This window comes from Streptomyces sp. NPDC085596 (genome assembly GCF_044541565.1).
Taxonomy (GTDB): domain Bacteria; phylum Actinomycetota; class Actinomycetes; order Streptomycetales; family Streptomycetaceae; genus Streptomyces.
The window spans coordinates 157,383-181,760 of record NZ_JBITTC010000011.1 but is presented as its reverse complement, the minus strand read 5'-3'; the positions used below and the strand labels follow the sequence as shown (position 1 = coordinate 181,760).

At 70.8% G+C, this 24,378-nt stretch carries 25 protein-coding genes; 3 read left to right on the top strand and 22 right to left on the bottom strand.

Annotated features, from left to right (window positions below):
* Positions 1–90: 90 nt before the first annotated feature.
* Positions 91–762, top strand: a complete 672-nt coding sequence (gene nucS, locus ACIGA3_RS27760) for an endonuclease NucS (protein ID WP_399720871.1) — start codon at positions 91–93, stop codon at positions 760–762.
* 19 nt (positions 763–781) lie between these two features.
* Here the strand turns inward: nucS and ACIGA3_RS27755 are convergent, their stop codons facing one another.
* The 3 genes from ACIGA3_RS27755 to ACIGA3_RS27745 all read right to left on the bottom strand — a co-directional run bounded on the left by ACIGA3_RS27755 (position 782) and on the right by ACIGA3_RS27745 (position 4,864).
* On the bottom strand, positions 782–3,256 hold the full coding sequence (locus tag ACIGA3_RS27755; RefSeq protein ID WP_399720869.1) for an ATP-binding protein: 2,475 nt from the start codon (positions 3,254–3,256) through the stop codon (positions 782–784).
* Between the two features lie 255 nt (positions 3,257–3,511).
* Positions 3,512–3,835 (bottom strand): STAS domain-containing protein, encoded by a 324-nt coding sequence (locus ACIGA3_RS27750; protein WP_161146932.1) that lies wholly within the window; start codon positions 3,833–3,835, stop codon positions 3,512–3,514.
* A 180-nt stretch (positions 3,836–4,015) separates the two neighbouring features.
* Positions 4,016–4,864 carry a 3-hydroxyacyl-CoA dehydrogenase family protein gene (locus ACIGA3_RS27745; protein ID WP_399720867.1) on the bottom strand — a complete coding sequence of 283 codons (849 nt, stop codon included), beginning with the start codon at positions 4,862–4,864 and terminating at the stop codon, positions 4,016–4,018.
* Positions 4,865–5,053: 189 nt separating this feature from the next.
* Between ACIGA3_RS27745 and ACIGA3_RS27740 the strand changes: the two genes are divergently transcribed.
* On the top strand, positions 5,054–5,626 hold the full coding sequence (locus tag ACIGA3_RS27740) for a cob(I)yrinic acid a,c-diamide adenosyltransferase (RefSeq protein WP_399720865.1): 573 nt from the start codon (positions 5,054–5,056) through the stop codon (positions 5,624–5,626).
* Between the two features lie 19 nt (positions 5,627–5,645).
* On the opposite strand, the gene ACIGA3_RS27735 is transcribed toward ACIGA3_RS27740, so the two are convergent.
* The 4 genes from ACIGA3_RS27735 to ACIGA3_RS27720 are packed head-to-tail and all read right to left on the bottom strand — an operon-like array spanning position 5,646 to position 8,488.
* Positions 5,646–5,846 carry a hypothetical protein gene (locus ACIGA3_RS27735; protein ID WP_399720863.1) on the bottom strand — a complete coding sequence of 67 codons (201 nt, stop codon included), beginning with the start codon at positions 5,844–5,846 and terminating at the stop codon, positions 5,646–5,648.
* Complete coding sequence (locus ACIGA3_RS27730) at positions 5,843–6,265, bottom strand: hypothetical protein (protein WP_399720861.1); 423 nt, start codon at positions 6,263–6,265, stop codon at positions 5,843–5,845. Before ACIGA3_RS27730 ends, ACIGA3_RS27735 begins: the two co-directional genes overlap by 4 nt.
* 58 nt (positions 6,266–6,323) lie before the next feature.
* Entirely contained in the window at positions 6,324–7,793 is a 1,470-nt protein-coding gene (locus ACIGA3_RS27725; RefSeq protein WP_399720859.1) for a sensor histidine kinase, read from the bottom strand.
* Entirely contained in the window at positions 7,790–8,488 is a 699-nt protein-coding gene (locus ACIGA3_RS27720; protein WP_399720857.1) for a response regulator transcription factor, read from the bottom strand. The genes ACIGA3_RS27725 and ACIGA3_RS27720 overlap by 4 nt, the downstream gene beginning before the upstream one ends.
* A 191-nt stretch (positions 8,489–8,679) precedes the next feature.
* Between ACIGA3_RS27720 and ACIGA3_RS27715 the strand changes: the two genes are divergently transcribed.
* On the top strand, positions 8,680–10,506 hold the full coding sequence (locus ACIGA3_RS27715) for a glycosyl hydrolase family 18 protein (protein ID WP_399720855.1): 1,827 nt from the start codon (positions 8,680–8,682) through the stop codon (positions 10,504–10,506).
* 22 nt (positions 10,507–10,528) lie between these two features.
* On the opposite strand, the gene ACIGA3_RS27710 is transcribed toward ACIGA3_RS27715, so the two are convergent.
* The 15 genes from ACIGA3_RS27710 to prmC form a co-directional block, all read right to left on the bottom strand.
* Positions 10,529–10,975: a DUF2550 domain-containing protein gene (locus ACIGA3_RS27710; RefSeq protein WP_399720853.1), complete on the bottom strand. Its 447-nt coding sequence runs from the start codon at positions 10,973–10,975 to the stop codon at positions 10,529–10,531.
* A gap of 173 nt (positions 10,976–11,148) precedes the next feature.
* Complete coding sequence (locus tag ACIGA3_RS27705) at positions 11,149–11,526, bottom strand: F0F1 ATP synthase subunit epsilon (protein WP_399720851.1); 378 nt, start codon at positions 11,524–11,526, stop codon at positions 11,149–11,151.
* 111 nt (positions 11,527–11,637) lie between these two features.
* The gene (gene atpD, locus ACIGA3_RS27700; RefSeq protein ID WP_399720849.1) at positions 11,638–13,074 is read right to left on the bottom strand and encodes a F0F1 ATP synthase subunit beta; all 1,437 of its coding nucleotides are present in this window, start codon (positions 13,072–13,074) and stop codon (positions 11,638–11,640) included.
* Positions 13,075–13,992 (bottom strand): F0F1 ATP synthase subunit gamma, encoded by a 918-nt coding sequence (locus ACIGA3_RS27695; RefSeq protein WP_399720848.1) that lies wholly within the window; start codon positions 13,990–13,992, stop codon positions 13,075–13,077.
* 21 nt (positions 13,993–14,013) lie between these two features.
* Positions 14,014–15,606 (bottom strand): F0F1 ATP synthase subunit alpha, encoded by a 1,593-nt coding sequence (gene atpA / locus ACIGA3_RS27690; protein WP_399720847.1) that lies wholly within the window; start codon positions 15,604–15,606, stop codon positions 14,014–14,016.
* A 134-nt stretch (positions 15,607–15,740) separates the two neighbouring features.
* A complete protein-coding gene (locus ACIGA3_RS27685; RefSeq protein ID WP_399720846.1) occupies positions 15,741–16,556 on the bottom strand; it encodes a F0F1 ATP synthase subunit delta in 816 nt (271 codons plus the stop codon).
* Positions 16,553–17,098 (bottom strand): F0F1 ATP synthase subunit B, encoded by a 546-nt coding sequence (locus ACIGA3_RS27680; protein ID WP_217461617.1) that lies wholly within the window; start codon positions 17,096–17,098, stop codon positions 16,553–16,555. Before ACIGA3_RS27680 ends, ACIGA3_RS27685 begins: the two co-directional genes overlap by 4 nt.
* 38 nt (positions 17,099–17,136) lie before the next feature.
* Complete coding sequence (locus ACIGA3_RS27675; protein WP_030610088.1) at positions 17,137–17,385, bottom strand: ATP synthase subunit C; 249 nt, start codon at positions 17,383–17,385, stop codon at positions 17,137–17,139.
* A 75-nt stretch (positions 17,386–17,460) separates the two neighbouring features.
* Positions 17,461–18,297: a F0F1 ATP synthase subunit A gene (gene atpB, locus ACIGA3_RS27670; RefSeq protein ID WP_399720844.1), complete on the bottom strand. Its 837-nt coding sequence runs from the start codon at positions 18,295–18,297 to the stop codon at positions 17,461–17,463.
* Between the two features lie 210 nt (positions 18,298–18,507).
* Complete coding sequence (locus tag ACIGA3_RS27665) at positions 18,508–18,948, bottom strand: hypothetical protein (protein ID WP_399720952.1); 441 nt, start codon at positions 18,946–18,948, stop codon at positions 18,508–18,510.
* A gap of 301 nt (positions 18,949–19,249) precedes the next feature.
* Positions 19,250–20,578 (bottom strand): MraY family glycosyltransferase, encoded by a 1,329-nt coding sequence (locus tag ACIGA3_RS27660; RefSeq protein ID WP_399720842.1) that lies wholly within the window; start codon positions 20,576–20,578, stop codon positions 19,250–19,252.
* Between the two features lie 128 nt (positions 20,579–20,706).
* Entirely contained in the window at positions 20,707–21,945 is a 1,239-nt protein-coding gene (gene glyA / locus ACIGA3_RS27655; protein ID WP_399720840.1) for a serine hydroxymethyltransferase, read from the bottom strand.
* Positions 21,946–22,063: 118 nt separating this feature from the next.
* The gene (locus ACIGA3_RS27650; protein ID WP_399720838.1) at positions 22,064–22,723 is read right to left on the bottom strand and encodes a protein-tyrosine-phosphatase; all 660 of its coding nucleotides are present in this window, start codon (positions 22,721–22,723) and stop codon (positions 22,064–22,066) included.
* Positions 22,724–22,775: 52 nt separating this feature from the next.
* Positions 22,776–23,423: an L-threonylcarbamoyladenylate synthase gene (locus ACIGA3_RS27645; RefSeq protein ID WP_161145756.1), complete on the bottom strand. Its 648-nt coding sequence runs from the start codon at positions 23,421–23,423 to the stop codon at positions 22,776–22,778.
* Positions 23,424–23,475: 52 nt separating this feature from the next.
* Complete coding sequence (prmC, locus tag ACIGA3_RS27640) at positions 23,476–24,315, bottom strand: peptide chain release factor N(5)-glutamine methyltransferase (RefSeq protein ID WP_399720950.1); 840 nt, start codon at positions 24,313–24,315, stop codon at positions 23,476–23,478.
* Between the last annotated feature and the right edge of the window lie 63 nt (positions 24,316–24,378).

Sequence of the window (24,378 nt, the reverse complement as noted above, 5' to 3'; positions counted from 1 at the left end):
GGTGGCCCACTGGACGAGGGTGGCGGCGGGCACGTGGTGGGGTACGGGCGAATCGCGTGCACGGGTGCGCGTCGAGTAGCGTTGCCGACCATGCGTCTCGTCATTGCCCGGTGCTCGGTCGACTACGCCGGCCGGCTCACCGCCCACCTGCCCTCGGCCCCCCGCCTGATCCTGGTCAAGGCGGACGGCAGCGTCTCCATCCACGCGGACGACCGGGCCTACAAGCCCCTCAACTGGATGTCGCCGCCCTGCACCCTGAAGGAGGGATCGGGCGACGAGGCGGGCGTGTGGACCGTCATCAACAAAGCGGGCGAGAAACTGATCATCACGATGGAGGAAGTCCTCCACGACTCGTCGCACGAGCTGGGGGTGGACCCCGGTCTGATCAAGGACGGCGTGGAAGCGCACCTTCAGGAGCTGCTCGCCGACCGCATCGAGACGCTCGGCGAGGGCTACACGCTCATCCGCCGCGAGTACATGACAGCGATCGGCCCGGTGGACATCCTGTGCCGGGACGCCAACGGCGGCACGGTCGCCGTCGAGATCAAGCGGCGCGGTGAGATCGACGGCGTGGAGCAGCTCACCCGTTATCTGGAGCTGCTCAACCGCGATCCGCACCTCGCCCCGGTGCGCGGGGTGTTCGCGGCCCAGGAGATCAAGCCGCAGGCCCGCGTGCTGGCCACGGACCGGGGCATCGGCTGCCAGGTCCTCGACTACAACGCCATGCGCGGCATCGAGGACGACAAGCTCCGCCTGTTCTGAGCCCCGGCCCGCCGGGCCCTCACATCACCGGCGTCGCGCTCCCGCTCTCCGTCGCCTCGCCGGACGCGGACGCCGTACCGCCCTCGGCCGGTCCGCTGGCCGAGGTCGAGGTCGTCGGGGGCGTGGTGGGGTCGGGGGGCGTCGTCTCGGGATCGGTCGGCTCCTCGGGAGTCGTCGGGTCGCCGGAACCGCTCGCCGACGCCGTGGGGTTGCCGGTCTTGGTCGGCTTTGCCGTCGGCCCGGTGGACCCGCCGTGCGTCGGCTCGGGGGTCGTCTCTCCGCTGGTGTCCCGCGTGCCCGTCGGGTCGGCGGTCGGCGTCGTGGCGCTCGTGGACGGCTCGGGGTCGTCCGAGGTGCCGGGGCTGCCGTCGGGGCCGGGGCCGGTGGGGTGGGTGGTGGCGGCGCGGGCGGGTGCCGGTTCGTCCTTCTTCGGGACGGCGCCCAGCGTGCCGTCGTCCAGGTCCTGCGTCGCGGACGGGTTGGAGCCGACGTTGCTCGCCGGGTTGCGCCCGGCGTCGTCGTCGGAGGTCATGCCGAGGGTGACGACGGTGCCGAGCACGGCGACCAGCAGCGCGCCGGACCCGGCGGCCACCAGATTGCGCCGGGCCATGGCCCGTACCCCGCTCCGCTCCCCCGGCACCCCGGGCCGGGGGGTGACGACGGGCTCCTGCCCGTAGCCGTACGACGGGGTGAACGCGGCCGGGACCGGGGGAAGCGGTGCCGTCCGGGCCGCCGGGGGCTCCTCGGCCATCAGCGCGGCGAGGCCCGGCAGGTCGCCGGTGCGGTCGGCGACCAGGGCGAGGGCGCGGCGGCCCGCGACGGTGCCCCGCTTGTCCGAGAGCGCGGTCCGCAGCCCGTGGGACGCCTCCAGTTCGGAGCGTGCCCGGTCCAGCTGGCCGTCGACCAGGGCGAGGATGCCCAGCTCGTGGTGGAAGTAGGCGCGTTCGGCGACGTCCTGGGCGAGGCGGGCTGCCTCGGACCCGGCGTGCAGCGCCTGTTCCCACGCCGTCCAGTGCAGTCCGGCGGCGAAGGCGGCCGAGGCCGCGTGGGCGAGCCGGACGGCGCACGCCTGCTCGTCGTCGCCCTCGGCGGCCGGTTCGGTGCCGGGGACGACGGTCTCGAGCGCGGCCAGAACCGCGGCGGCCTCCGCGCACACCCGCTCGGGGGTGACGGAGGGGTGGGCGGCCCACCAGGCGTAGTGCCGGGCGGCGGTGAGGGCCTGTGCGGGGGCGTCCTCGTCGTATCCGGCGGCCTCCAGCTGGGCGCGGACCCCGGCCGCGAGGCGGTAGCGGGGCCCGGCCGGGGAGACCAGCCCGCAGCCGAGGAGTTCGCCGAGCGCGGCGTCGGCGTGGGTGTCGCCGACCAGGGCGGGCAGATGCGCCGGGTGCGGCAGCTCGCCGTCGAGGGCGACCGCGATGCGCAGGGCGGCGCGGGCGGAAGTGCTGAGCCGGGAGGCGAGCAGCGGGGCGGGCGCGGCGGCCTCCGCGAGGGAGGGCAGCGGCACCTCCTCGGCCTCCTCGTCCCTCAGCGGCAGGTCGAGCACGGCGTCGGCGGGAGCGCGTACGTCCTCGAAGACGCCGTACTCGTCCACCACGCCGCCGCTGGCGCGCAGTTGCTCGCGCTGGCGGAGCAGGGCGCCGGCCTGGACGAAGCGCAGCGGCAGGCCCTCGGACTCGAACCAGAGGTCCCCGGCCCAGACGGCCTCCTCCTCGGTGAGGTCGCGGCCCACCGACTGCTCCAGGATCTCCACCCCGGCCGCGCGGTCCAGTCCGGGCAGGCCGACGTCCTCGATGTCACTGGCGGCGGTGGGGGCGGGAGTGTCCGGGGTGGCGGCGAAGAGGAACGCGCACTCGGGTGCGGCTTCGATCAGTTCGGTGAGGGCGGCACCGCCGAACTCCAGGTCGTCCACGACGACGACCGCGCCGATCTCCCCGGCCGCTTCCCGCAGTTCGTCCGGCTGGAGCCGGTGGCGGGGGGCGTCGTAGACGGTGTGGAAGAGGTCGCGCAGCAGGTCGTCGGGGGTGCGGTGGAGGCCGTCGAGCCGGACCACACCATCGGGGGCGAGGTCCGCGCAGTCCTCGGTGACGAGGTCGAGCAGGGCGCTGCGGCCGGAGCCGCCGGGGCCGGTGAGACGGACGGTACGGCCTCGGGTGAGCAGGCGGACCAGTCGCTCGCGTATCTCCTGACGCTCCAGCAGCTCGGTCTCGGGCAGCCGGGGTCCGGGCGGGGCGGGCGGCAGGGCGGCCCGCTCGTACTCGGCGCGGCCGGCGGGGGTGCGCTTGACGGGGCTGTCCGGCCGCAGGTGCGGCGGGCAGGGTTCTATCTCGCCGCCGTCGACGGGGTTGACGGTCAGCAGGAAGTCGCCGCAGACGAGCCGGGTGGTGCGGGCGGGCACGGGGCCGCTCGGGGCGAAGTCGGCGGTGAGGGGGTCCCGCGGCGGACGGCGGCTCGGTGCCTGACCGTGGTCCTCGGTTCCCGGAAGTATCGGGTCCATGGGTTCAAAGCCCCCAAAAGCGTCGTGTGCCGTGTCGGCCCCTCCCGGCCTGCCGCACATCGCGCTGTCGCTTCTGGTCCGGGCCCGCTCGCGGAATCACGAGGCGGCGGGCGACCGAACCCTAAACCGTCGGCCGGTGTTCCCGACAGAGCGGGGTGCCGGACGGCCCGAGAGATCCGGGAGATCACCTTCCGGTGCGGAATGTGCGCGACGGGCGGTTCAGGACGACTTGGAGCCTGCCCCGCTGCCGGGCCCTCACACGCGGGGCAGCGACTCCACGCCCACGCCGCCCTCGATGGCGAGGATGCGGTGCAGCCGGGTGGCGACCAGCAGCCGCTGCATCTGCGCCGGCACCCGGCGCAGCACCAGGCGGCGGCCGCAGCGGCCCGCGCGCCGGTGGGCGCCCATGATGACCCCGAGTCCGGTGGCGTCCCAGGAGTCCAGTTCGGACAGGTCCAGCACCAGATCGCCGATCCCGGCGTCGAGCGCCGCGTGCAGGGCCGTACGGGCGTCCGCAGCGCTGCGGACGTCGAGGCGCCCCCCGACGACCAGCTCGGCGTGGTCGCCCCTGATGTGCATATGCGCTCCCCGTTGAGTGCGAGTGGCGTTCTTTCGTGACGGTGCTGTGCAACGTCTGACTGTGTGAGTGTCGATGCGGTTGCTGCTTGTAAGCGAACCGATACCGAATTCACCCTCGGGGGTGATCCCCCTGGGCGGATGTGCGGACGCGTACGGGATCGGCGGGTGACCCGGACACGGTCAGTACGTGTAGAAGCCCTGCCCGCTCTTGCGGCCGATGTCACCGGCGTCCACCATCCGGCGCATCAGCTCCGGCGGGGCGAACTTCTCGTCCTGGCTCTCGGTGTAGATGTTGCCGGTGGCGTGCAGCAGGATGTCGACACCGGTCAGGTCGGCGGTGGCCAGCGGGCCCATCGCGTGCCCGAAGCCGAGCTTGCAGGCGAGGTCGATGTCCTCGGCGGTGGCCACGCCCGACTCGTAGAGCTTGGTGGCCTCGACCACGAGGGCGGAGATGAGGCGGGTGGTGACGAACCCGGCGACGTCGCGGTTGACGACGATGCAGGTCTTGCCGACCGACTCGGCGAACTCCCGCGCGGTGGCGAGGGCTTCGTCGCTCGTCTTGTAGCCCCGGACCAGCTCGACGAGCCGCATCATCGGCACCGGCGAGAAGAAGTGCACGCCGACCACGCGCTCGGGGTGCTCGGTCGCGGCCGCGATCTTGGTGATCGGGATGGCGGAGGTGTTGGAGGCGAGCACGGCGTCCGGGCGCACGATCTTGTCGAGCGCGCGGAAGATCTCGTGCTTGACCTCAAGCTTCTCGAAGACGGCCTCGATCACGATGTCGGCGTCGGCGACGTCGTCCAGGTCGGTGGTCGGGGTGATCCGGGCGAGGGCGGCCTCGGCGTCGGCGGCGTCGAGCTTGCCCTTGGCGACGAACCTGTCGTAGGAGGCCCGGATGCCGTCGGTGCCGCGCTTCAGCGCCTCGTCGGTGACATCGCGCAGAACCACGTCCCAGCCGGCCTGAGCGGCGACCTGGGCGATGCCGGACCCCATGAGACCGGCCCCGATGACGGCGAGCTTCCCTGCCACTCCGACTCCCCTTACGCGCTGTTTATGGTTCCTCTCGGCGGACATTAGCGCTCGGGCGTGGCGTTGAGGAACGTAAGTAACGCGTGTCACGGTCTCAGGGCGTGAGACACCCGTCACGTTCCGGTTCCGTCCCTCCGGGGCGTCAAATCCGCACCGCTTCGCGCCCTTTGGGGCAACTAGGCTGGCCGCATGGTCAATCTGACGCGCATCTACACCAGGACCGGCGACCGGGGCACCACCGCCCTCGGCGACATGAGCCGGACCGCCAAGACCGACCTGAGGATCTCCGCGTACGCGGACGCCAACGAGGCGAACGCGGTGATCGGTACCGCCATCACGCTGGGCGGGCTGGCGGAGGAGGTCGTCACGGTCCTCACCCGGGTGCAGAACGACCTGTTCGACGTGGGCGCCGACCTGTCCACGCCGGTGGTGGAGAACCCGGAGTACCCGCCGCTCAGGGTCGAGCAGTTCTACGTGGACCGGCTCGAGGAGGACTGCGACCGGTTCAACGAACGACTGGAGAAGCTGCGCTCGTTCATCCTGCCCGGCGGCACCCCCGGCGCGGCCCTGCTGCACCAGGCGTGCACGGTGGTCCGCCGCGCGGAACGCTCCACCTGGGCGGCGCTGGAGGCACACGGGGAGACGATGAACCCCCTCACCGCGACCTACCTCAACCGCCTCTCCGACCTCCTCTTCATCCTGGCCCGCACGGCCAACAAGGAGACCGGCGACGTGCTGTGGGTGCCGGGCGGGGAGCGCTAGGGCCCGGCACCCACGGTCCCTATCGGTCCGCGTCGCTCGTGGCGTCGCGGTCGGCCGCGGCGGCCGCCGATTCGGCCGCGTCCACCTTCTGCTTCATGTCCGCGTAGCCCGAAGGGGTGCTGGACGGGGTGGCGGTCTTGTCGTGGCCGCAGGCCGTGGTGAGGGCCGCGAGGGCGGCCAGGGTGACGGCGGCCGCCGCGCGCCGGGTGCCGCGCCTCACTTGCCGCTGTCCTTCGTGCCGCCGTCGTTCTTCTCGCACCAGGTCTTGACCCCGGCGAGGTCCTTCTGCCGCTGCTCCAGGTTCTTCTTCAGCGACTCGCGCTGGTCGAGACGGCCCTGGAGGAACGTGGCGATCTCGGTGTGGCCGGCCTTCTTGGCGTTGTCGACCCGCTGCTGGAGCCGGGCCACCGAGCCGCGCCGGGCCTTGCCCGCGTCGAGCCGCTTCAGGGCGCGGTCGATCCGCTTGTCGATCTTCGGCGCCCGCTTGCACAGGGCCCGCGCCCCGTCACCGGCCGGCTTCGCGGCGGGCTTGGCGCCGGGAGAGGCGTCGGCGGCGGACGCGGCACCGGCCGAGCCCGCCAGCAGCGCCGCGGCGGCGAGGCCCGCCAGGAGGGTGCGGGTGTGTCGTCGTACGTCCATGTGCGTCTCCGTTCACGTCCGGGGCGGGCCGTCGGGTGCCCGTCCGTCGTCCCGGAGGCTAGGAGGCGTCTTTGGGGAAACTCTGTGACCGGTTCGCCCCGGCGGTGGACCCGCCCGGTGCCGCCGTGCCGATCAGCCAGTCCCGCCGTCCCGGTGCCCCGGTGCCGTCCAGCGGCAGCCGCACCTCGAAGCGGGCACCGGTGCCGTGCGGGCCGTCGGTGACGTCGACGCTGCCCCGGTGCAGCGCGGTCTGCTGCGCGACGAGGGTGAGTCCGAGGCCGGAGCCGGTGCTGTCCGGCCCCCGCTGGAACCGCTCGAAGAGCCGCTGCCGGAGCCCGGGCGGTATGCCGGGCCCCTGGTCGGCCACGACGACGACCGCCTGCTCCCCGGCGCGCCGCACGTCCACCCGTATCCGCGCGACGCCCGCCGGATCGCGGCCGTGGGCGAGCGCGTTGGCCAGCAGGTTGTCCAGCAGCAGCCGCAGACCCGGCTCCCAGCCGGGCACGGTGAGCCCCGGTTCCGCGTCCAGGGCGATGTCGGCGGCCCGGTCCCGGCGCCGCGCCTCGGCCACGGCGGCGTCGGCGAGGTCCGCCAGCTCCACGGCGTCGAAGGTCTCGGCCTCCACCAGGTCGCCGCGCCCCAGCTCCCGGAGCATCACCAACAGGTGGAGCAGCCGGGCGTGTTCGAGGCGCAGGTCGGTCAGTGCCTCGTCCCGGTCCGGTTCGGGCAGGCCGGGGAGGGCGAGGACGTCGAGGTTGGTGCCCATGCTCATCAGCGGGGTGCGCAGTTCGTGCGCGGCGGCCGAGGAGAAGGAGCGGGCCGTGTCGAGGGCCTCGGCGGTGCGCGCGGCCTGTTCGTCGTAGCGGGCGAGGACGGTACGCAGGGTGAAGCTGAGTTCGTCGACCTCGGTGACCCCGGTCCGCTCCGGTTCGAGCCGTACGCCGCTGGTGCGCGGGTCGAGGCCGGCGGTACGGCGGGTGAGGCGGCGCAGCGGGGCGCTCGCGCCGCCGGCCAGCGCCCAGGAGAGCAGGCCGGAGGCGGGCGCGGCGAGCAGCGCGGTGAACACGACCCGGCGCCGGACCAGCAGGACCTGGGCCCGGTCGGCGGTGTCGGGGGCGAACACCCACAGGGTGCCGCCGCGCACCGGCCGGGCCAGCCCGCGCCAGCTCCGGGCGCCGTCCCGGACGGTGACCGGTCCGGTGGCCCGCCGGGGCAGCCGGGCCGAGGGGCCGGGCTGGGGGCCGCCGCTGAAGACTCCGTCCGGCCCCTGGACGCGTACGCCGACATCGAGGGCGGCGCTGAACAGTTGCCGTTCGCGCTGGTCGGCGGCCCTGGGGCGGTGGCCCGCCGAGGCGCGCAGCAGGGCACGGGCGTCCGGGGCGACGGCGGCGGCGCGCTGCCGGAGATGCTGGTCGCCGGCCCGGTGCAGATCGCGTGCGACCAGCTGGGTCAGCAGCCAGCCGGAGGCCAGCACCAGCAGCGGGACGGTGCAGCCGACGGCGAGGCCGACGCGGGTGGAGAGCCTCATGACGACGCGTCCCGGAACACGAAGCCGACCCCGCGCACGGTGTGGACCAGCCGGGAGGCGCCGTCGGCCTCCAGTTTCCGGCGCAGATAGCTGACGAAGGTGTCGACGGCGTCGGTGCGGACCTCGAAGTCGTAGCCCCAGACGCGTTCGAGGAGCTGGTCGCGGGTGAGGACGAGTCCGGCGTTGCGCATCAGCACCTCCAGCAGCTGGAACTCGCGCCGGGTCAGGTCCAGTACGCGTCCCTCGCGCAGGGCGGTGCGGGCGCCGGGGTCGATCTCGATCCCGGCCTCGCACAGCACCTCGCGGCCGGTGGGCGGGCTGCGGCGCAGCAGGGCGCGGAGCCGCAGCACGAGTTCCTGGAGGGCGAACGGCTTGACGAGGTAGTCGTCGCCGCCCGCCTGGAGCCCGGCGATCCGGTCGGCGGTCTCGTCCAGCGCGGACAGCATCAGCACGGGCAGATCGCGGCCCTCGTCGCGGAGCCGGGTACACACCTGGATGCCGCTGAGGCCGGGCATCGACACATCGAGCACCAGTACGTCCGGCGGCTCCTGTCCGATGGCGGCGAGCGCCCCGGCGCCGTCGGCGGCGGTGCGCACCGTGAAGCCGTGCAGCCTGAGGCCGCGCTCCAGGGAGCGGCGGATCGCCGCGTCGTCGTCCACCACCAGGACCGTTCCGGGGCCCCGCGAGTCACCCATGCGTCCTCCTCTTGGACCGTCAAACCCCTACAGCAACAGGGGAGTTGAGGTTAAGTCGAATTACGGAACAAATGGTCCAGACCTATTGACCGCTGGTCCAGACCTTTCTATTCTCGCGGCAGCATGGGCGTGAAGGCTCAGTCATGCCCCCCATGCCTCCTGAAATCCCCCCGATATCGAGGGAGGCGCACATGCGCTTCAGACACAGAGTCGCGGCGGGTGCCGTTACCCTGCTGCTCCCCCTGGCCGGCCTCGTCGGCCTCGCCGCTCCCGCCCAGGCCGCCACGAACGTCACGGCGACCTATGTGAAGTCCCAGGACTGGGGCAGCGGCTTCGAAGGCAAGTGGACCGTCAAGAACACCGGAACCGCGGCCATCAGCGCCTGGACGATCGAGTGGGACTTCCCCTCGGGCACGTCCGTCTCCTCCGCCTGGGACGCCGACGTCACCTCCTCCGGCACCCACTGGACGGCCAAGAACAAGTCGTACAACGGCTCGGTCGCCCCCGGCTCCTCCGTCTCCTTCGCCTTCAACGGCGCGGGCTCCGGTTCCCCGAGCAACTGCCGTCTCAACGGCGACAGTTGCGACGGCACCACGGTCCCCGGCGACGCGGCCCCCTCCGCCCCCGGCGCCCCCACCGCCTCCGCCGTGACCGACACCTCGGTCAAGCTGAGCTGGTCGGCCGCCACCGACGACAAGGGCGTCAAGAACTACGACGTACTGCGCGACGGCACCAAGGTCGCCACCGTCACCACCACCTCGTACACGGACACCGGACTGAGCGCCGGCACCGACTACTCCTACAGCGTGCGCGCCCGTGACACCGCCGACCAGACCGGCCCGGCGAGCGGCTCGACCGCCGTGCGCACCACCGGCGGCGGCACCAACCCGCCGCCCGCCACCGGCGACAAGGTCAAGCTCGGCTACTTCACCGAGTGGGGCATCTACGGCCGGAACTACAACGTCAAGAACATCGTGACGTCCGGCTCGGCGTCCAAGATCACGCACATCAACTACGCCTTCGGCAACGTCACCGGCGGCAAGTGCGCGATCGGCGACTCCTACGCCGACTACGACAAGGCGTTCACCGCCGACCAGTCCGTCAGCGGCGCCGCCGACACCTGGGACCAGCCGCTGCGCGGCAACTTCAACCAGCTGCGCCAGCTGAAGGCCAAGTACCCGAACATCAAGGTGCTGTGGTCCTTCGGCGGCTGGACCTGGTCCGGCGGGTTCGGCGAGGCGGCGAAGAACCCGGCCGCGTTCGCCCAGTCCTGCTACGACCTGGTCGAGGACCCGCGCTGGGCCGATGTCTTCGACGGCATCGACATCGACTGGGAGTACCCCAACGCCTGCGGCCTGTCGTGCGACACCAGCGGCTCGGCGGCCTTCAAGAACGTGGCCTCCGCGCTGCGCTCCAAGTTCGGCGCCAACTACCTGGTCACCGCCGCGGTCACCGCGGACGGCTCGAACGGCGGCAAGATCGAGGCCGCCGACTACGCGGGCGCGTCGCAGTACCTCAACTGGTACAACGTGATGACGTACGACTTCTTCGGCGCCTTCGACGCCCAGGGTCCGACCGCCCCGCACTCCCCGCTCACCTCGTACAGCGGCATCCCGAAGGCGGGCTTCAGCACCGCCGACGCGATGGCCAAGTACAAGGCGGTCGGCGTCCCGGCCAGCAAGCTGCTCATCGGCATCGGCTTCTACGGCCGCGGCTGGACCGGCGTCACCCAGGACGCTCCCGGCGGCACCGCCACCGGCGCCGCTCCGGGCACCTACGAGCCGGGCATCGAGGACTACAAGGTGCTCAAGGGCTCCTGCCCGGTCACCGGCACCGTCGCGGGCACCGCGTACGCCCACTGCGGCAGCAACTGGTGGTCCTACGACACCCCGTCGACCATCGCCGGCAAGATGAGCTGGGCCAAGAACCAGGGCCTGGGCGGCGCGTTCTTCTGGGACTTCACCGGGGACACCAGCAACGGTGAACTCGTGACGGCCCTCAGCAACGGCCTGTCGTAAGGAAGTTCGGGGGGCCTGACCCCTAAGCGACGTTGACGCGCTGACCAGGCGGGGCTGCTTCCAGCCACGCGAGAAATCCGGTCAGCGCGTCTTCGCTCATGGCGAGTTCGAGGCGGGTGCCCTGGTGGACACAGGCGAGGATCACCGCGTCGGACAGCAGCGCCAGCTCCTCCTCGCCCTCGGGCAGCCGGCGTCCGGCCACCTCGATCCGCGAGCGCTCCAGGACCCGGCGCGGGCGCAGGGCGTAGGAGAAGACCCGGAACCACTCGATGCGGTCGCCGTTGTAGCGGGCGACGCCATAGCTCCAGCCCTTGCCGCCCGCGTCCGACTGCTCGGACACGTCCCAGCGCAGCGAACAGTCGAAGGTGCCACCGGAGCGCTGGATGAGCCTGCGGCGCAGGCCGAACAGGAACAGACCCACCACCACGAGCGCGACCACGATTCCGCACACAGTCAGAGCGAGGATCATCGGCACCGACCTCCTCGTCTTCCAGGTAGGGGAACTGCTTTCGGCTCAGGGTAATGAAACCGCAGAGCCAGGTAATGGAACCGGAAAAACACCCGGATTCACCTCAGCCGCGACCGGCACCGGAATGTTCCGGGCCGGCCGCGGCTGAATGATGGGTCACACGGCGCGGTGGATCAGCGCGCGGAGGTCGCCGCCCGCAGACGGACGTCGGCGCGACGCTGGGCGTCCTCGTCGTCCTCCGCCTTCGCACGCTCCAGCTCGCGCTCGGCGCGCTGGACGTCGATCTCCTCCGCCAGCTCAGCGATCTCCGCGAGCAGCGACAGCTTGTTGTCGGCGAACGAGATGAAACCGCCGTGCACCGCGGCGACGACGGTCCCGCCGTCGCTGGTGCGGATGGTCACCGGGCCCGACTCCAGCACACCGAGCAGCGGCTGGTGACCGGGCATGACGCCGATGTCGCCGGACGTGGTGCGCGCGACGACCAGGGTGGCCTCGCCGGACCAGACCTTCCGGTCGGCGGCGACCAGCTCGACGTGCAGCTCAGCAGCCAAGGTTGGCTCCTCGGGTCACCACCCGGCGGTTGTGCCGGGTGTTGGGGTCAATTCTGGTAGGCGTGGCCGAGGGGGCGGGGCGTGCCCGCCCCCTGGCCAGAAGCGCGGGTGTCAGGAGACGCCCAGCTCCTTCGCGTTCTTCTTCAGGTCCTCGATACCACCGCACATGAAGAACGCCTGCTCCGGGAAGTGGTCGTACTCACCGTCGCAGATCGCGTTGAACGCGGCGATGGTCTCGTCCACCGGAACGTCCGAACCGTCCACGCCGGTGAACTGCTTGGCGACGTGGGTGTTCTGGGACAGGAAGCGCTCCACGCGACGGGCGCGGTGGACGACGAGCCTGTCCTCCTCGCCCAGCTCATCGATGCCGAGGATGGCGATGATGTCCTGGAGGTCCTTGTACTTCTGCAGGATGTTCTTGACGCGCATGGCGCAGTCGTAGTGGTCCTGCGCGATGTACCGCGGGTCCAGGATGCGGGACGTGGAGTCCAGCGGGTCCACGGCCGGGTAGATGCCCTTCTCCGAGATCGGACGGGAGAGAACCGTCGTCGCGTCGAGGTGGGCGAACGTGGTGGCCGGGGCCGGGTCGGTCAGGTCGTCCGCGGGGACGTAGATCGCCTGCATCGAGGTGATCGAGTGACCGCGCGTCGAGGTGATGCGCTCCTGCAGGAGGCCCATCTCGTCGGCCAGGTTCGGCTGGTAACCCACGGCGGACGGCATACGGCCGAGCAGCGTGGAGACCTCGGAACCGGCCTGCGTGAAGCGGAAGATGTTGTCGATGAAGAACAGCACGTCCTGCTTCTGGACGTCACGGAAGTACTCGGCCATGGTGAGGCCGGCCAGCGCGACGCGCAGACGGGTGCCCGGCGGCTCGTCCATCTGACCGAAGACCAGCGCGGTCTTGTCGATGACGCCCGACTCGGTCATCTCCGCGATGAGGTCGTTGCCCTCACGCGTGCGCTCACCGACACCGGCGAACACGGAGACACCGTCGTGGTTGTTGGCGACACGGTAGATCATCTCCTGGATGAGCACCGTCTTGCCGACACCGGCACCGCCGAACAGGCCGATCTTGCCGCCCTTGACGTACGGGGTGAGCAGGTCGATGACCTTGACGCCCGTCTCGAACATCTCGGTCTTCGACTCGAGCTCGTCGAAGTTCGGGGCCTTGCGGTGGATCGGCCAGCGCTCGCCGGTGTGCTTCTCGTCGACGTTCAGCACCTCACCGAGGGTGTTGAACACCTTGCCCTTGGTGAAGTCGCCGACCGGGACGGAGATGGCGTCGCCGCTGTCCGTCACCACGGACTGGCGGACCAGACCGTCGGTGGGCTGCATGGAGATGGTGCGGACCAGGCCGCCACCCAGGTGCTGGGCGACTTCCAGGGTCAGCGTCTTCTTCTCGCCGTGGTGCGCCGGGTCGGCGACCTCGACGGTCAGGGCGTTGTAGATCTCCGGCATCGCGTCGACGGGGAACTCCACGTCGACGACCGGGCCGATGACGCGGGCGACGCGGCCCGTGGCCGCCGCGGTCTCAACAGTGGTGGTCATTTATCGGTCACTCCCCGCGGTCGCGTCGGCCAGGGCGCTCGCGCCACCGACGATCTCGCTGATTTCCTGGGTGATTTCGGCCTGGCGGGCCGCGTTGGCAAGACGGGAGAGCGTGTTGATCAGCTCGCCCGCGTTGTCGGTGGCCGACTTCATCGCGCGCCGCGTGGCGGCGTGCTTCGAAGCGGCCGACTGGAGCATCGCGTTGTAGATACGGCTCTCCACGTACCGCGGCAGGAGGGCGTCGAGGACGTCCTCCGCCGAGGGCTCGAAGTCGTACAGCGGGAGGATCTCACCGTCGCCGGCGCTCTCCTCCGCGACCTCGTCGAGGCTCAGCGGCAGCAGTCGCTGGGTGACCGCCGTCTGCGTCATCATCGAGACGAACTCGGTGAAGACGATGTAGAGCTCGTCCACGCCGCCGTCCGCGTCGGGCGTCTCGATGGCCTCGATCAGGGGCGCCGCGACCTTCTTGGCGTCCGCGTACGTCGGCTCGTCGGTGAAGCCCGTCCACGACTCCGCGACCTTGCGCTCACGGAAGTTGTAGTGGGCGACACCGCGGCGGCCGACGATGAACGTCTCCACCTGCTTGCCCTCGCGCTCGAGGCGCTCGGTCAGCTGCTCGCCCGCCTTGATGGCGTTGGAGTTGAAGGCGCCGGCCAGGCCGCGGTCGCTCGTGAGGAGCAGGACCGCGGCACGGGTCGGGTTCTCCGCCTCCGTGGTGAGCGGGTGCTTGGTGTTCGACCCGGTGGCGACCGCCTTGACCGCGCGGGTCAGCTCGTCCGCGTACGGCTTGGAGGCCGCCACCTTGCGCTGCGCCTTGACGACACGCGAGGCGGCGATCATCTCCATCGCCTTGGTGATCTTCTTGGTCGCGGTGACGGATCGGATGCGACGCTTGTAGACCCGGAGCTGGGCTCCCATGAGTCAGGTCCCTTCCTTACGTCACTTGGCGGGAGCGGCCGGGGTGTCGTCGCCGAGGAGCTTGCCGTCCGAGGTCTCGAACTGCTTCTTGAACTCCGCGATCGCGTCACCGATGGCCTGCAGGGTGTCGTCGGACATCTTGCCGCCCTCCTTGATGGAGGTCATCAGGCCCTGGTGCTTGCGGTGCAGGAACTCCAGCAGCTCCTTGTCGAAGCGGCGGACGTCGTCGACCGGGACGTCGTCCATGCGGCCCGTACCACCGGCCCAGACGGAGACGACCTGGTCCTCGGTGGACATCGGCTGGTACTGGTTCTGCTTCAGCAGCTCGGTCATCCGCTGACCGCGGTCCAGCTGGTTCTTGGAAGCCTGGTCCAGGTCGGAACCGAAGGCGGCGAACGCCTCCAGCTCACGGAACTGGGCGAGGTCCACGCGCAGTCGGCCGGAGACCTGCTTCATCGCCTTGTGCTGGGCGGAACCACCGACTCGGGAGACGGAGATACCGACGTTCAGCGCGGGACGCTGACCGGCGTTGAAGAGGTCCGACTCCAGGAAGCACTGGCCGTCGGTGATGGAGATGACGTTGGTCGGGATGAACGCCGAGACGTCGTTGGCCTTCGTCTCGACGATCGGCAGACCGGTCATCGAGCCGGCGCCCATGTCGTCGGAGAGCTTCGCGCAGCGCTCCAGCAGACGGGAGTGCAGGTAGAAGACGTCACCGGGGTACGCCTCGCGGCCCGGCGGACGGCGCAGCAGCAGGGACACGGCGCGGTAGGCGTCGGCCTGCTTCGACAGGTCGTCGAAGACGATCAGGACGTGCTTGCCCTGGTACATCCAGTGCTGGCCGATGGCGGAACCGGTGTACGGCGCCAGGTACTTGAAGCCGGCCGGGTCGGACGCCGGGGCGGCGACGATGGTCGTGTACTCCAGCGCGCCGTTCTCCTCCAGCGCGCGGCGTACGCCGGCGATGGTGGAGCCCTTCTGGCCGATGGCGACGTAGATGCAGCGGACCTGCTTGTTCGGGTCGCCGGTGCGCCAGTTGTCGCGCTGGTTGATGATCGTGTCGACGGCCAGGGCGGTCTTGCCCGTCTGGCGGTCACCGATGATCAGCTGGCGCTGGCCGCGGCCGATCGGGGTCATGGCGTCGACCGCCATGTAGCCCGTCTCCATCGGCTCGTGCACCGACTGGCGCTCCATGACCGTGGGGGCCTGCAGTTCGAGGGCGCGGCGGCCGTCGGTCTCGACCTCGCCGAGGCCGTCGATCGGCTGGCCCAGCGGGTCGACCACACGGCCGAGGTAGCCGTCGCCGACCGCGACCGAGAGGACCTCTCCGGTGCGGTGCACCGGCTGGCCCTCCTCGATGCCGCTGAACTCACCGAGGACGATCGCGCCGATCTCGCGCTCCTCGAGGTTGAGGGCGAGACCGAGGGTGCCGTCCTCGAACTTCAGCAGCTCGTTGGCCATGGCCGAGGGCAGACCCTCGACCTTCGCGACGCCGTCGCCGGCGACGGTGACCGTACCGACCTCCTCGCGCGAGGCCGCGTCCGGCTTGTACGACTGGACGAAGTTCTCCAGTGCGTCCCGGATCTCCTCCGGCCGGATCGTGAGCTCCGCCATCTGGGTTCCCTGCTCTCCTTGTTGGGCCCGAAGTTTCACTTTGGGGGGATGTCTGACTCCGGACTCCCCCCTGAACGAGGTGAATCCTCTGCACGGCCCAACCAGGGCCGTAATTACGTACTACGTGTTGAGTTCTAGCTCGCCATACGGCGGGCGGCGTCGTCCAGCCGGTCCGCCAGGGAGCCGTTGATGACCTCGTCACCGACCTGCACGCGGATTCCGCCGATCACATCGGGGTCCACGTCCAGGTTGAGGTGCATCCGGCGGCCGTAGAGCTTCGCCAGGGCGTCACTCAGGCGACGCTTCTGCGCTTCGCTCAGCGGCACCGCCGAGGTGACGGTCGCCACCAGCCGGTCCCGGCGCTCGGCGGCCAGCTTGGACAGGGACTCCAGTCCCGCTTCCAGGCTACGTCCACGCGGCGCGGTGACCAGTCGGGTGACCAGACGCTCGGTGACGGGATTGACCCGTCCGCCCAGCAGCCGGTGCACCAGATCGGCCTTGGCCGAGGCGCTCGCCGTCCGGTCGGTCAGCGCGGCACGCAGGCCGGGGTTGGAGGAGACGATCCGGCCGAACCGGAACAGCTCGTCCTCGACCTCGTCCAGCGTGTCCGACTTCTCCGCGGCGGTGAGGTCGGCGATGTCCGCCAGCTCCTCCAGCGCGTCCACCAGATCGCGGGGCTGCGACCAGCGGGAGCGGGCCATCCCGGCCACCAGGTCGGCGGTCGGACCGCTCACCTGGGTGCCGATCAGACGCCGCACCAGCTCGGCCTTGGCCTCGGCGGACTGCGCCGGGTCGGTGAGGGCCCGGCGCAGGCCGGACTCGCGGTCGAGCAGCGCGGTGACGGCCGCCAGCTCGTCGGCGAGCTGCGCGGCGTCCACGGACGTGGAGTCGGTAGCTGCGTCGAGACGCTCCCGTGCGGCTGCCAGGGCCTCGCGGCTCGCTCCGTTCATCGCGTGGCCTCGGCCTTCTCGTCGAGCTCGTCGAGGAAGCGGTCGATCACACGGCTCTGCCGGGCGTGGTCCTCGAGGGACTCACCGACAAGCTTGCCGGCCAGTTCGGTGGCGAGCTTGCCGACGTCCTGGCGGAGCGAGGCGGACGCGGCCTTGCGGTCGGCCGCGATCTGCGTGTGACCGGCGGCGACGATCTCCTCGCGCTGGCGCTGGCCCTCGGCCCGCATCTCGGCGATGAGCGTGGCGCCCTGCTCCTGAGCCTCCTGGCGAAGCCGGGCGGCCTCGTGACGAGCCTCCGCGAGCTGCGCCTTGTACTGCTCAAGGACGCTCTGAGCCTCGGTCTGCGCGGCCTCGGCCTTCTCGATCCCGCCCTCGATCGCTTCGCGGCGCTCCTCCAGAACCTTGTTGATGTTCGGGAGGAGCTTCCAGGCGAGGAAGCCGAAGACGATGACAAAGGCGATCAGGCCGATGACGAGCTCTGGGATCGGCGGGATGAGGGGGTTCTCGGCCTCCTCAGCCGCCAGCTGAACCAGGGGGCTCATATCAGTGCCTTTCGTCTAGCTAAAGGGCGTCGGTCGGATCAGGAGCTCGGGTAGACGAACGGCATGACCAGACCGATCAGGGCGAGCGCCTCACAGAAGGCGAAGCCGAGGATCTGGTTGGCGCGGATCAGGCCGGCCGCCTCGGGCTGGCGGGCGAGCGCCTGGGTGCCGTTACCGAAGATGATGCCGACGCCGACGCCCGGGCCGATGGCGGCGAGGCCGTAACCGATGGAGCCGAGGTTGCCCTTGATCTCGACGCCGGCGGCAAGGGTCTGGAGAGCGGACATGCCGGTTCTTCCTTCTCTTTCAATGACCGGTGGGGGATGGCCACCGGATGTCTGGATGGGTCAGGCGCGGGATGCTCAGTGGTGCTCGGCGAGCGCGCCCTGGATGAAGCTGCACGTGAGCAGTACGAAGACGTACGCCTGAACAGCCTGGATGAAGAGCTCGAAGGCGGTCATCACGAGCACCATCACGAACGAGACGCCGGAGTAGGCGATACCGATGCCGTTCAGCATGTACCAGCTGGCGATCGTGAAGAGCAGCAGCAGCGTGTGACCGGCGAACATGTTGGCGAACAGTCGCACGGCGTGCGTGAACGGCCGCACCAGCAGGTTCGAGAACAGTTCGATCGTCATCGACAGCGGGAGCACCGCGCCGAGCGACTTGTCGTAACCGGTGAAGTTCTTGAAGGCGCCGACGAAGCCCTGGCGCTTGAAGGTCAGACCGACCCAGAGGACGTAGACGATCAGGGCCAGGACGGCCGGGTACGAGATGATCGCCGTCACCGGGAACTGGGCGACCGGGATGATCGACCAGAGGTTCATCATCCAGACGAAGAAGAACAGCGAGACGACCAGAGGTACGTACTTCTCGCCTTCCTTCTTGCCGATGGTCTCGTAGACCACGCCGCGCCGGATGAAGTCGTAGCCGGACTCGGCGATCATCTGGAGCTTGCCCGGGACAACCTTCGGCCGGGCGAAAGCGGCCCAGAAGAAGGCCACGACGACGATGGAACCGAGCAGCGCCAGCAGCATCGTCTTGTTGAAGTACAGGTTGCTGTCCGCGTCGCCCCAGAGCGGCTTGAACAGGAACGAGTGCAGGCCCGGAGCCGGGAAGCCGCACCCGGTGAACAGGTGACAGCTCGTGTCGAAAGCGAGCGTCTGCGTCGGGTCAGCACTCACCGCGGGCTCCTTCATCGTGGCGCATGGGTACGGCAACCTCGTTGTGTCGGCGCGGCGTACGGCCGCGGTTCGGCACGGGACTGGTGTTACGGATGTGGGGGCGGCTGGGGGGCATCTCGCCTCGCAGTGGAACAGGCGTCAGCTCGGATGCCCGCGCCCGCGATGCCGCAGTTGGCACCGGACGATAGCAGGATCTCCCCGGTGCCTTTATCCCGGCCCTACCTCTCACGACGAACGCCCCGTCTTTTCGGGCTTGTCGCCCTTCGACGGAGCATCGGGATCGACGTAGAGGATCTTGGCCTTCATGTGGGCACGCGCCTGTGCGGCGATCCACGCGAGGGTGGTCACCACGAGAACGATGGCGAAGGCACGGGGATTGAACAGGGTCGTGTTCTTGAACACGGCCACGAAGACGACCAGCAGCAGGAGTTGGGCCGCGTAGAGCATCAGGCCCATCATCTGGAACAGCTGGGGGAACGACCTGGCGGTGCGCTGCAGGACGTAAAGACCGATACCCATGAAGAGGATGACGATCAGTGTGCCCACGACGGCCCCGATCGCACCCTTGCCACCGGCGACCACACCACTGACGACGGCGGCGATCGCGCCGACGGCAGCCGTGGGCACGGCGGCCTGGGCAAGAATCCGGGCGTCATTGGACGGCATGGCGGCAACTCCGCTTTCACAGGGGGCAGGTGTCGTCATGGACGAGCGTAGTCCCGGACCGGGTGATCGTTACCTCGCACCAACGGACCGTCGCACTAAGGTCCTTCGGTTCTGTCCGGGGTTCTCGTGAACCGTATCACAAACTATTTGATGAGGTCTTTACCTGCCGGGTGTGCCTGCTGTCACACATGAGGGTGATGGTGTGCGCCCGCGCGGAAGCCGGGCCCAGTTGTCTGGTATTGGGGGAATTTGACCCCGCACGGCTCCCCCACGACTCCCCCATGAATGGGCAATGCTCTCGTCAGATTCTTACCTTGCGACCCTTGTCGGAATACGGACGGGCACCGATCGCGGTCGCCCCGTTGACGCCCGGCACGGCCGCCACGGGGGCCGGCTCCGCGAGGGCCGGGGCGTCCTCACCAGCCTCCTCGGAGGACTCCTCAGCCTCCTCCACGGACTCCCCGTACCTGCGGTAGCGCGGCGGCACGAACCGCTCGGCCCAGCGCGGGGCGTGCGGGGTGAAGCGCGGCAGGAGCAGCATCACCAGTCCGATGGCGCTGAGGAAGACCACCCCGAGCACGATCCACATCGACGCCGAGTTCACCGAGTACGCCAGCACGCCGAAGCCGATCAGCGCCGACCAGAAGTACATGATCAGCACCGCCCGGCTGTGCGAGTGCCCGATCTCCAGCAGCCGGTGGTGCAGATGCCCGCGGTCCGCCGCGAACGGCGACTGGCCGCGCCAGGTGCGCCGCACGATGGCCAGCACGAGGTCGGCGGCCGGGATGGCGATGATCGTCAGCGGCAGCAGCAGCGGGATGTACGCGGGCACCATCTGGTGCACGGTGCTGCGCTCGGAACCGGAGAACAGGTTCAGCCGGTCCGGGTCGATCTGGCCGGTGACGGAGATGGCGCTGCCCGCCAGGACCAGGCCGATGAGCATCGAGCCGGAGTCGCCCATGAAGATGCGCGCCGGATGCATGTTGTGCGGCAGGAAGCCCAGACACATGCCCATCAGGATCGCCGCGAACAGCGTCGCGGGCGCCGCCGCCTCGATGCCGTAGCCGTACCAGATGCGGTAGGCGTACATGAAGAACGCGGCGGTGGCGATGCAGACCATGCCGGCGGCGAGACCGTCGAGGCCGTCGACGAAGTTGACCGCGTTGATGGTGATGACGACCAGTGCGACGGTGAGCAGGGTGCCCTGCCACTGGGTGACGGCGACCAGGCCCACACCGGGTACCGGCAGCCACAGGATCGTCAGACCCTGCACCACCATCACACCGGCAGCGATCATCTGGCCGCCCAGCTTGATCAGGGCGTCGATCTCGAACTTGTCGTCCAGCACGCCGATCAGCCAGATCAGCGCCGCCCCGGACAGCAGGGCGCGGGGCTCGTTGGAGTTGACGAAGACCTCGTTGAGGTTCTCCAGGTGGTCCGCGACGAGCAGGCCGGCGCACAGTCCGAAGAACATGGCGATACCGCCGAGCCGCGGAGTGGGCTCCCGGTGCACATCGCGTGCCCGGATCTCCGGCATCGCTCCCGCCACGATCGCGAATTTCCGTACCGGCCCTGTCAGCAGGTAGGTCACCGCGGCCGTGATGAGAAGCGTCAGCAGGTATTCACGCACGGGCATCCCCACAGATCTCGCTGGCCATCACAGCCCCTCACCCTAGCGAGGGACGGGTAATGGTGAGGACTTCCGGGTGGCGACGACGGTTGCGGCCTGGGCCTTCCGTACCTGTATGCCACCTCTCCTCACTCCGGGTAGGGCGGGAAATCGGCGGTCAGGGCGCGCACCTCGGCCCGTGCGGCGGCCGGGTCCCGCCCGCCGCTGACCACGCCGACCAGCAGCGCGGCGATCCGGGCCATGGCCGGCTCCCCCATGCCCTGGGTGGTCACGGCGGCCGTGCCGAGCCTGAGCGCCCGGCCGCCGGTGTGCGCAAGCGCACAGCAGTCCAGCACCAGACCGGCGGCCGCGAGCCGGCCGCGCGCGGTGCGGCCGTCCATGCCGAGCGGGGCGGGGTCGGCGACGATGAGGTGGGTGTCGGTGCCGCCGGTGGAGACCGTGAACCCGGCGGCGGCCAGGTGTCCGGCGAGCACGCGCGCGTTGGCGACCGTCTGGTGGGCGTAGGCCGCGAACGCGGGGGTGGCCGCCTCACCGAACGCGACGGCCTTCGCGGCGACGCTGTTCATCTGCGCGCCGCCCTGGGTGAACGGGAAGACGGCGCGGTCGACCCGCTGCGCCAGTTCGGCCCCGCACAGGATCAGACCGCCGCGCGGTCCGCGCAGCGTCTTGTGCGTGGTGGCGCACACCAGGTCGGCGTACGGCACCGGGCTCGGCGCCGCTCCCCCGGCGACCAGCCCGGCGGAGTGGGTGAGGGTGACGATCAGATGGGCCCCGACCTCGTCGGCGACCTCGCGGAAGAAGGCGTAGTCGATATGGCGGGGGTAGGCGATGGAGCCGCACACGATGGCCTTGGGCCGGTGCTCGCGGGCCAGCCGGCGCACCTCGTCGTGGTCGATGAGCCCGGTCGCGGGGTCCAGCCCGTAGCCGACGAAGTCGAACCAGCGGCCGGAGAAGTTCGCGGGCGAGCCGTGGGTGAGGTGGCCGCCGTCGTCGAGGCCGAGGGCGAGGACGGTGTCACCGGGGCGCAGCACGGCGGCGTAGGCGGCCAGCACGGCCGAGGAGCCGGTGTGGGGCTGGACGTTGGCGTGCTCGGCGCCGAAGACGGCCTTGGCTCGCTCCACGGCGACGCGTTCGGCGGTGTCGGCCAGCGCGCAGCCGCCGTGGTGCCGGGCGCCGGGGTAGCCCTCGGCGTACTTGTTGGCCAGCGCGGAGCCGAGGGTGGCGAGCACGGCGGGCGAGGCGAAGTTCTCGGCCGCGGTGAGCTGGAGGGTCGTCGACTGCCGGTCCAGCTCGCCGCGCAGGATCTCGGCCAGCTCGGGGTCCTGCCGACTCAGGGTGTCCGCTTCCAGCACGGGTGTGACCGACATGACGGGCTCCGGACGGTCGACGGTGACGTGGGGCGAGGCCCCAGGTCTCCAATGTAGGCCGAGGTGGAGGCGGACGCTCGGCCGCCGGGCCCGTCCCCGCGCCGGAGCCCGGCGCGCGTCACATGCGGGCGGGTACGCCCGTCAGCGCGGTGACGACCGGGTCGAGGGCGTCGCGTATCTCGTCGCCGACGGAACGGAAGAAGGGCAGCGGGGCCCCGTAGGGGTCGTACACCTCGTCCGCCTCGGCGGTGGGGGCGAGCAGCCAGCCGCGCAGCGCGGCGGCCGCGCGGACCAGGGCGCGGGCGCGCAGCACCACGCCGTCCTCCAGGGGCGGCAGGGTGGCTGGGTCTATCGCGCGGACCAGGCGGGTGAACTCCTTCAGCGTGAAGGTGCGCAGGCCCGCCGAGTGGCCCATGGAGATGACCTGGGCGCGGTGGTCGCGGGTGGCGGTCAGCACCAGGTCGGCCATGATGACGTGCTCGTCCAGCAGCTCCCGGCCGGTGAACCCGGCGGCGTCCGCGCCGAACTCGGCGAGCACGGTCTCCGCGTTCTCCTCCATCCGGGCGCCCTCGTGGCCCCAGGTGCCGGCGCTCTCCACGATCAGGCCGCCGCCGAGCACGCCGAGCCGCTCCGCCACGAAATGCCGGGTCAGCCGCTCGGTGATGGGTGAGCGGCAGACGTTGCCGGTGCTGACGTGGAGGATGCGGAAGGTGTCGCGCGGGAACCCGAACGTCGTGGTCTGCTCCGCCGGGCGATCCGCGCCGCCTATGCCGCGCATGGGGTGACCCCCTGCTCGGGCGGGACGGCGCGGCCGTGCGGTCCGGGGGCCGTCAATTCGCCACCTCGAGGTCGGGTACGACCTTCCGCAGCTCCTCCGGGGAGATCGCGCCCTGCCGCAGCAGCACCGGCACCGGGCCGGAGACGTCCACGATGGACGAGGGCACGTTGCCGGGGGTGGGGCCGCCGTCGAGGTAGACGGAGACGGAGTCGCCGAGCATGCGCTGCGCGGCGTCGCAGTTCTCCGGCGCCGGGTGGCCGGTGAGGTTGCCGGAGGAGACGGCCATCGGGCCGACCTCGGTGAGCAGCTCGATGGCGACCGGGTGCAGCGGCATGCGCACCGCGACCGTGCCACGGGTGTCGCCGAGGTCCCACTGGAGGGACGGCTGGTGCCGGGCGACCAGGGTGAGCGCGCCGGGCCAGAAGGCGTCGACCAGCTCCCAGGCCAGCTCGGAGAAGTCGGTGACGAGGCCGTGCAGCGTGTTCGGGGAGCCGATGAGCACGGGGGTGGGCATGTTGCGGCCCCGGCCCTTGGCGGCGAGCAGGTCGGCGACGGCTTCCGAGGAGAACGCGTCGGCGCCGATGCCGTAGACCGTGTCGGTCGGCAGCACCACCAGTTCGCCCCGGCGCACGGCGGCGGCCGCCTCGCGCAGGCCCGTCACGCGGTCGGTGGCGTCATTGGTGTCGTATCGCCGTGCCATGTCTAGCGGGCCTCCTCGTACACGTAACTCTGGTGGTGGTTCCGGGCGGTGGTCACGGCGTCGCCTTGCGGGCCGTGGCGAACCGGGGGCGGTTGTTGAGGTCGGGGTGGTCGGCCGCGTCGGCCCAGCCCCGCTCCTCGGTGAAGATCCACGGCACCTGGCCGCCCTGGGTGTCGGCGTGCTCGATGACGACGACCCCGCCGGGGCGCAGCAGCCGGTGCGCGGTGCGCTCGATGCCCCGGATGAGGTCCAGCCCGTCCTCGCCGGAGAACAGGGCCAGCTCGGGGTCGTAGTCGCGGGCCTCGGGGGCGACGTACTCCCACTCGGTGAGCGGGATGTACGGCGGGTTGGAGATGACCAGGTCGACCTGGCCGTCGAGGTCCGGGAAGGCGGACAGGGCGTCGCCCTGGCGCAGGTCGACCCGGGAGCCCTCGGTGTTCTTGCGGGTCCACCTGAGCGCGTCCTCGGACAGCTCGACCGCGTGCACCCGTGAGCGCGGCACCTCCTGGGCGAGGGCCAGCGCGATGGCGCCGGAGCCGGTGCACAGGTCGACGATGCTGGGCTCGACGACGTCCATGGCGCGTACCGCGTCTATCGCCCAGCCGACCACCGACTCGGTCTCCGGCCGGGGCACGAAGACACCGGGGCCGACCTGGAGCTCCAGATAGCGGAAGTAGGCCCGCCCGGTGATGTGCTGGAGCGGTTCGCGCTGCTCGCGGCGGGCGATGACCTCCCAGTACCGGGCGTCGAAGTCGGAGTCCTGCACGGTGTGCAGGGCTCCGCGCTTGACGCCGTGCACGAACGCGGCCAGCTCCTCGGCGTCGGTGCGCGGGGAGGGAACTCCGGCGGCGGCCAGCCGCTGGGTGGCCTGGGCCACCTCCGCGAGCAGCACGCTGCGGGGGCTCGGGGGTCGCCCCCCGAAGTCTTGCTGCACGCTTCTCCTCCGGTCCTCGTG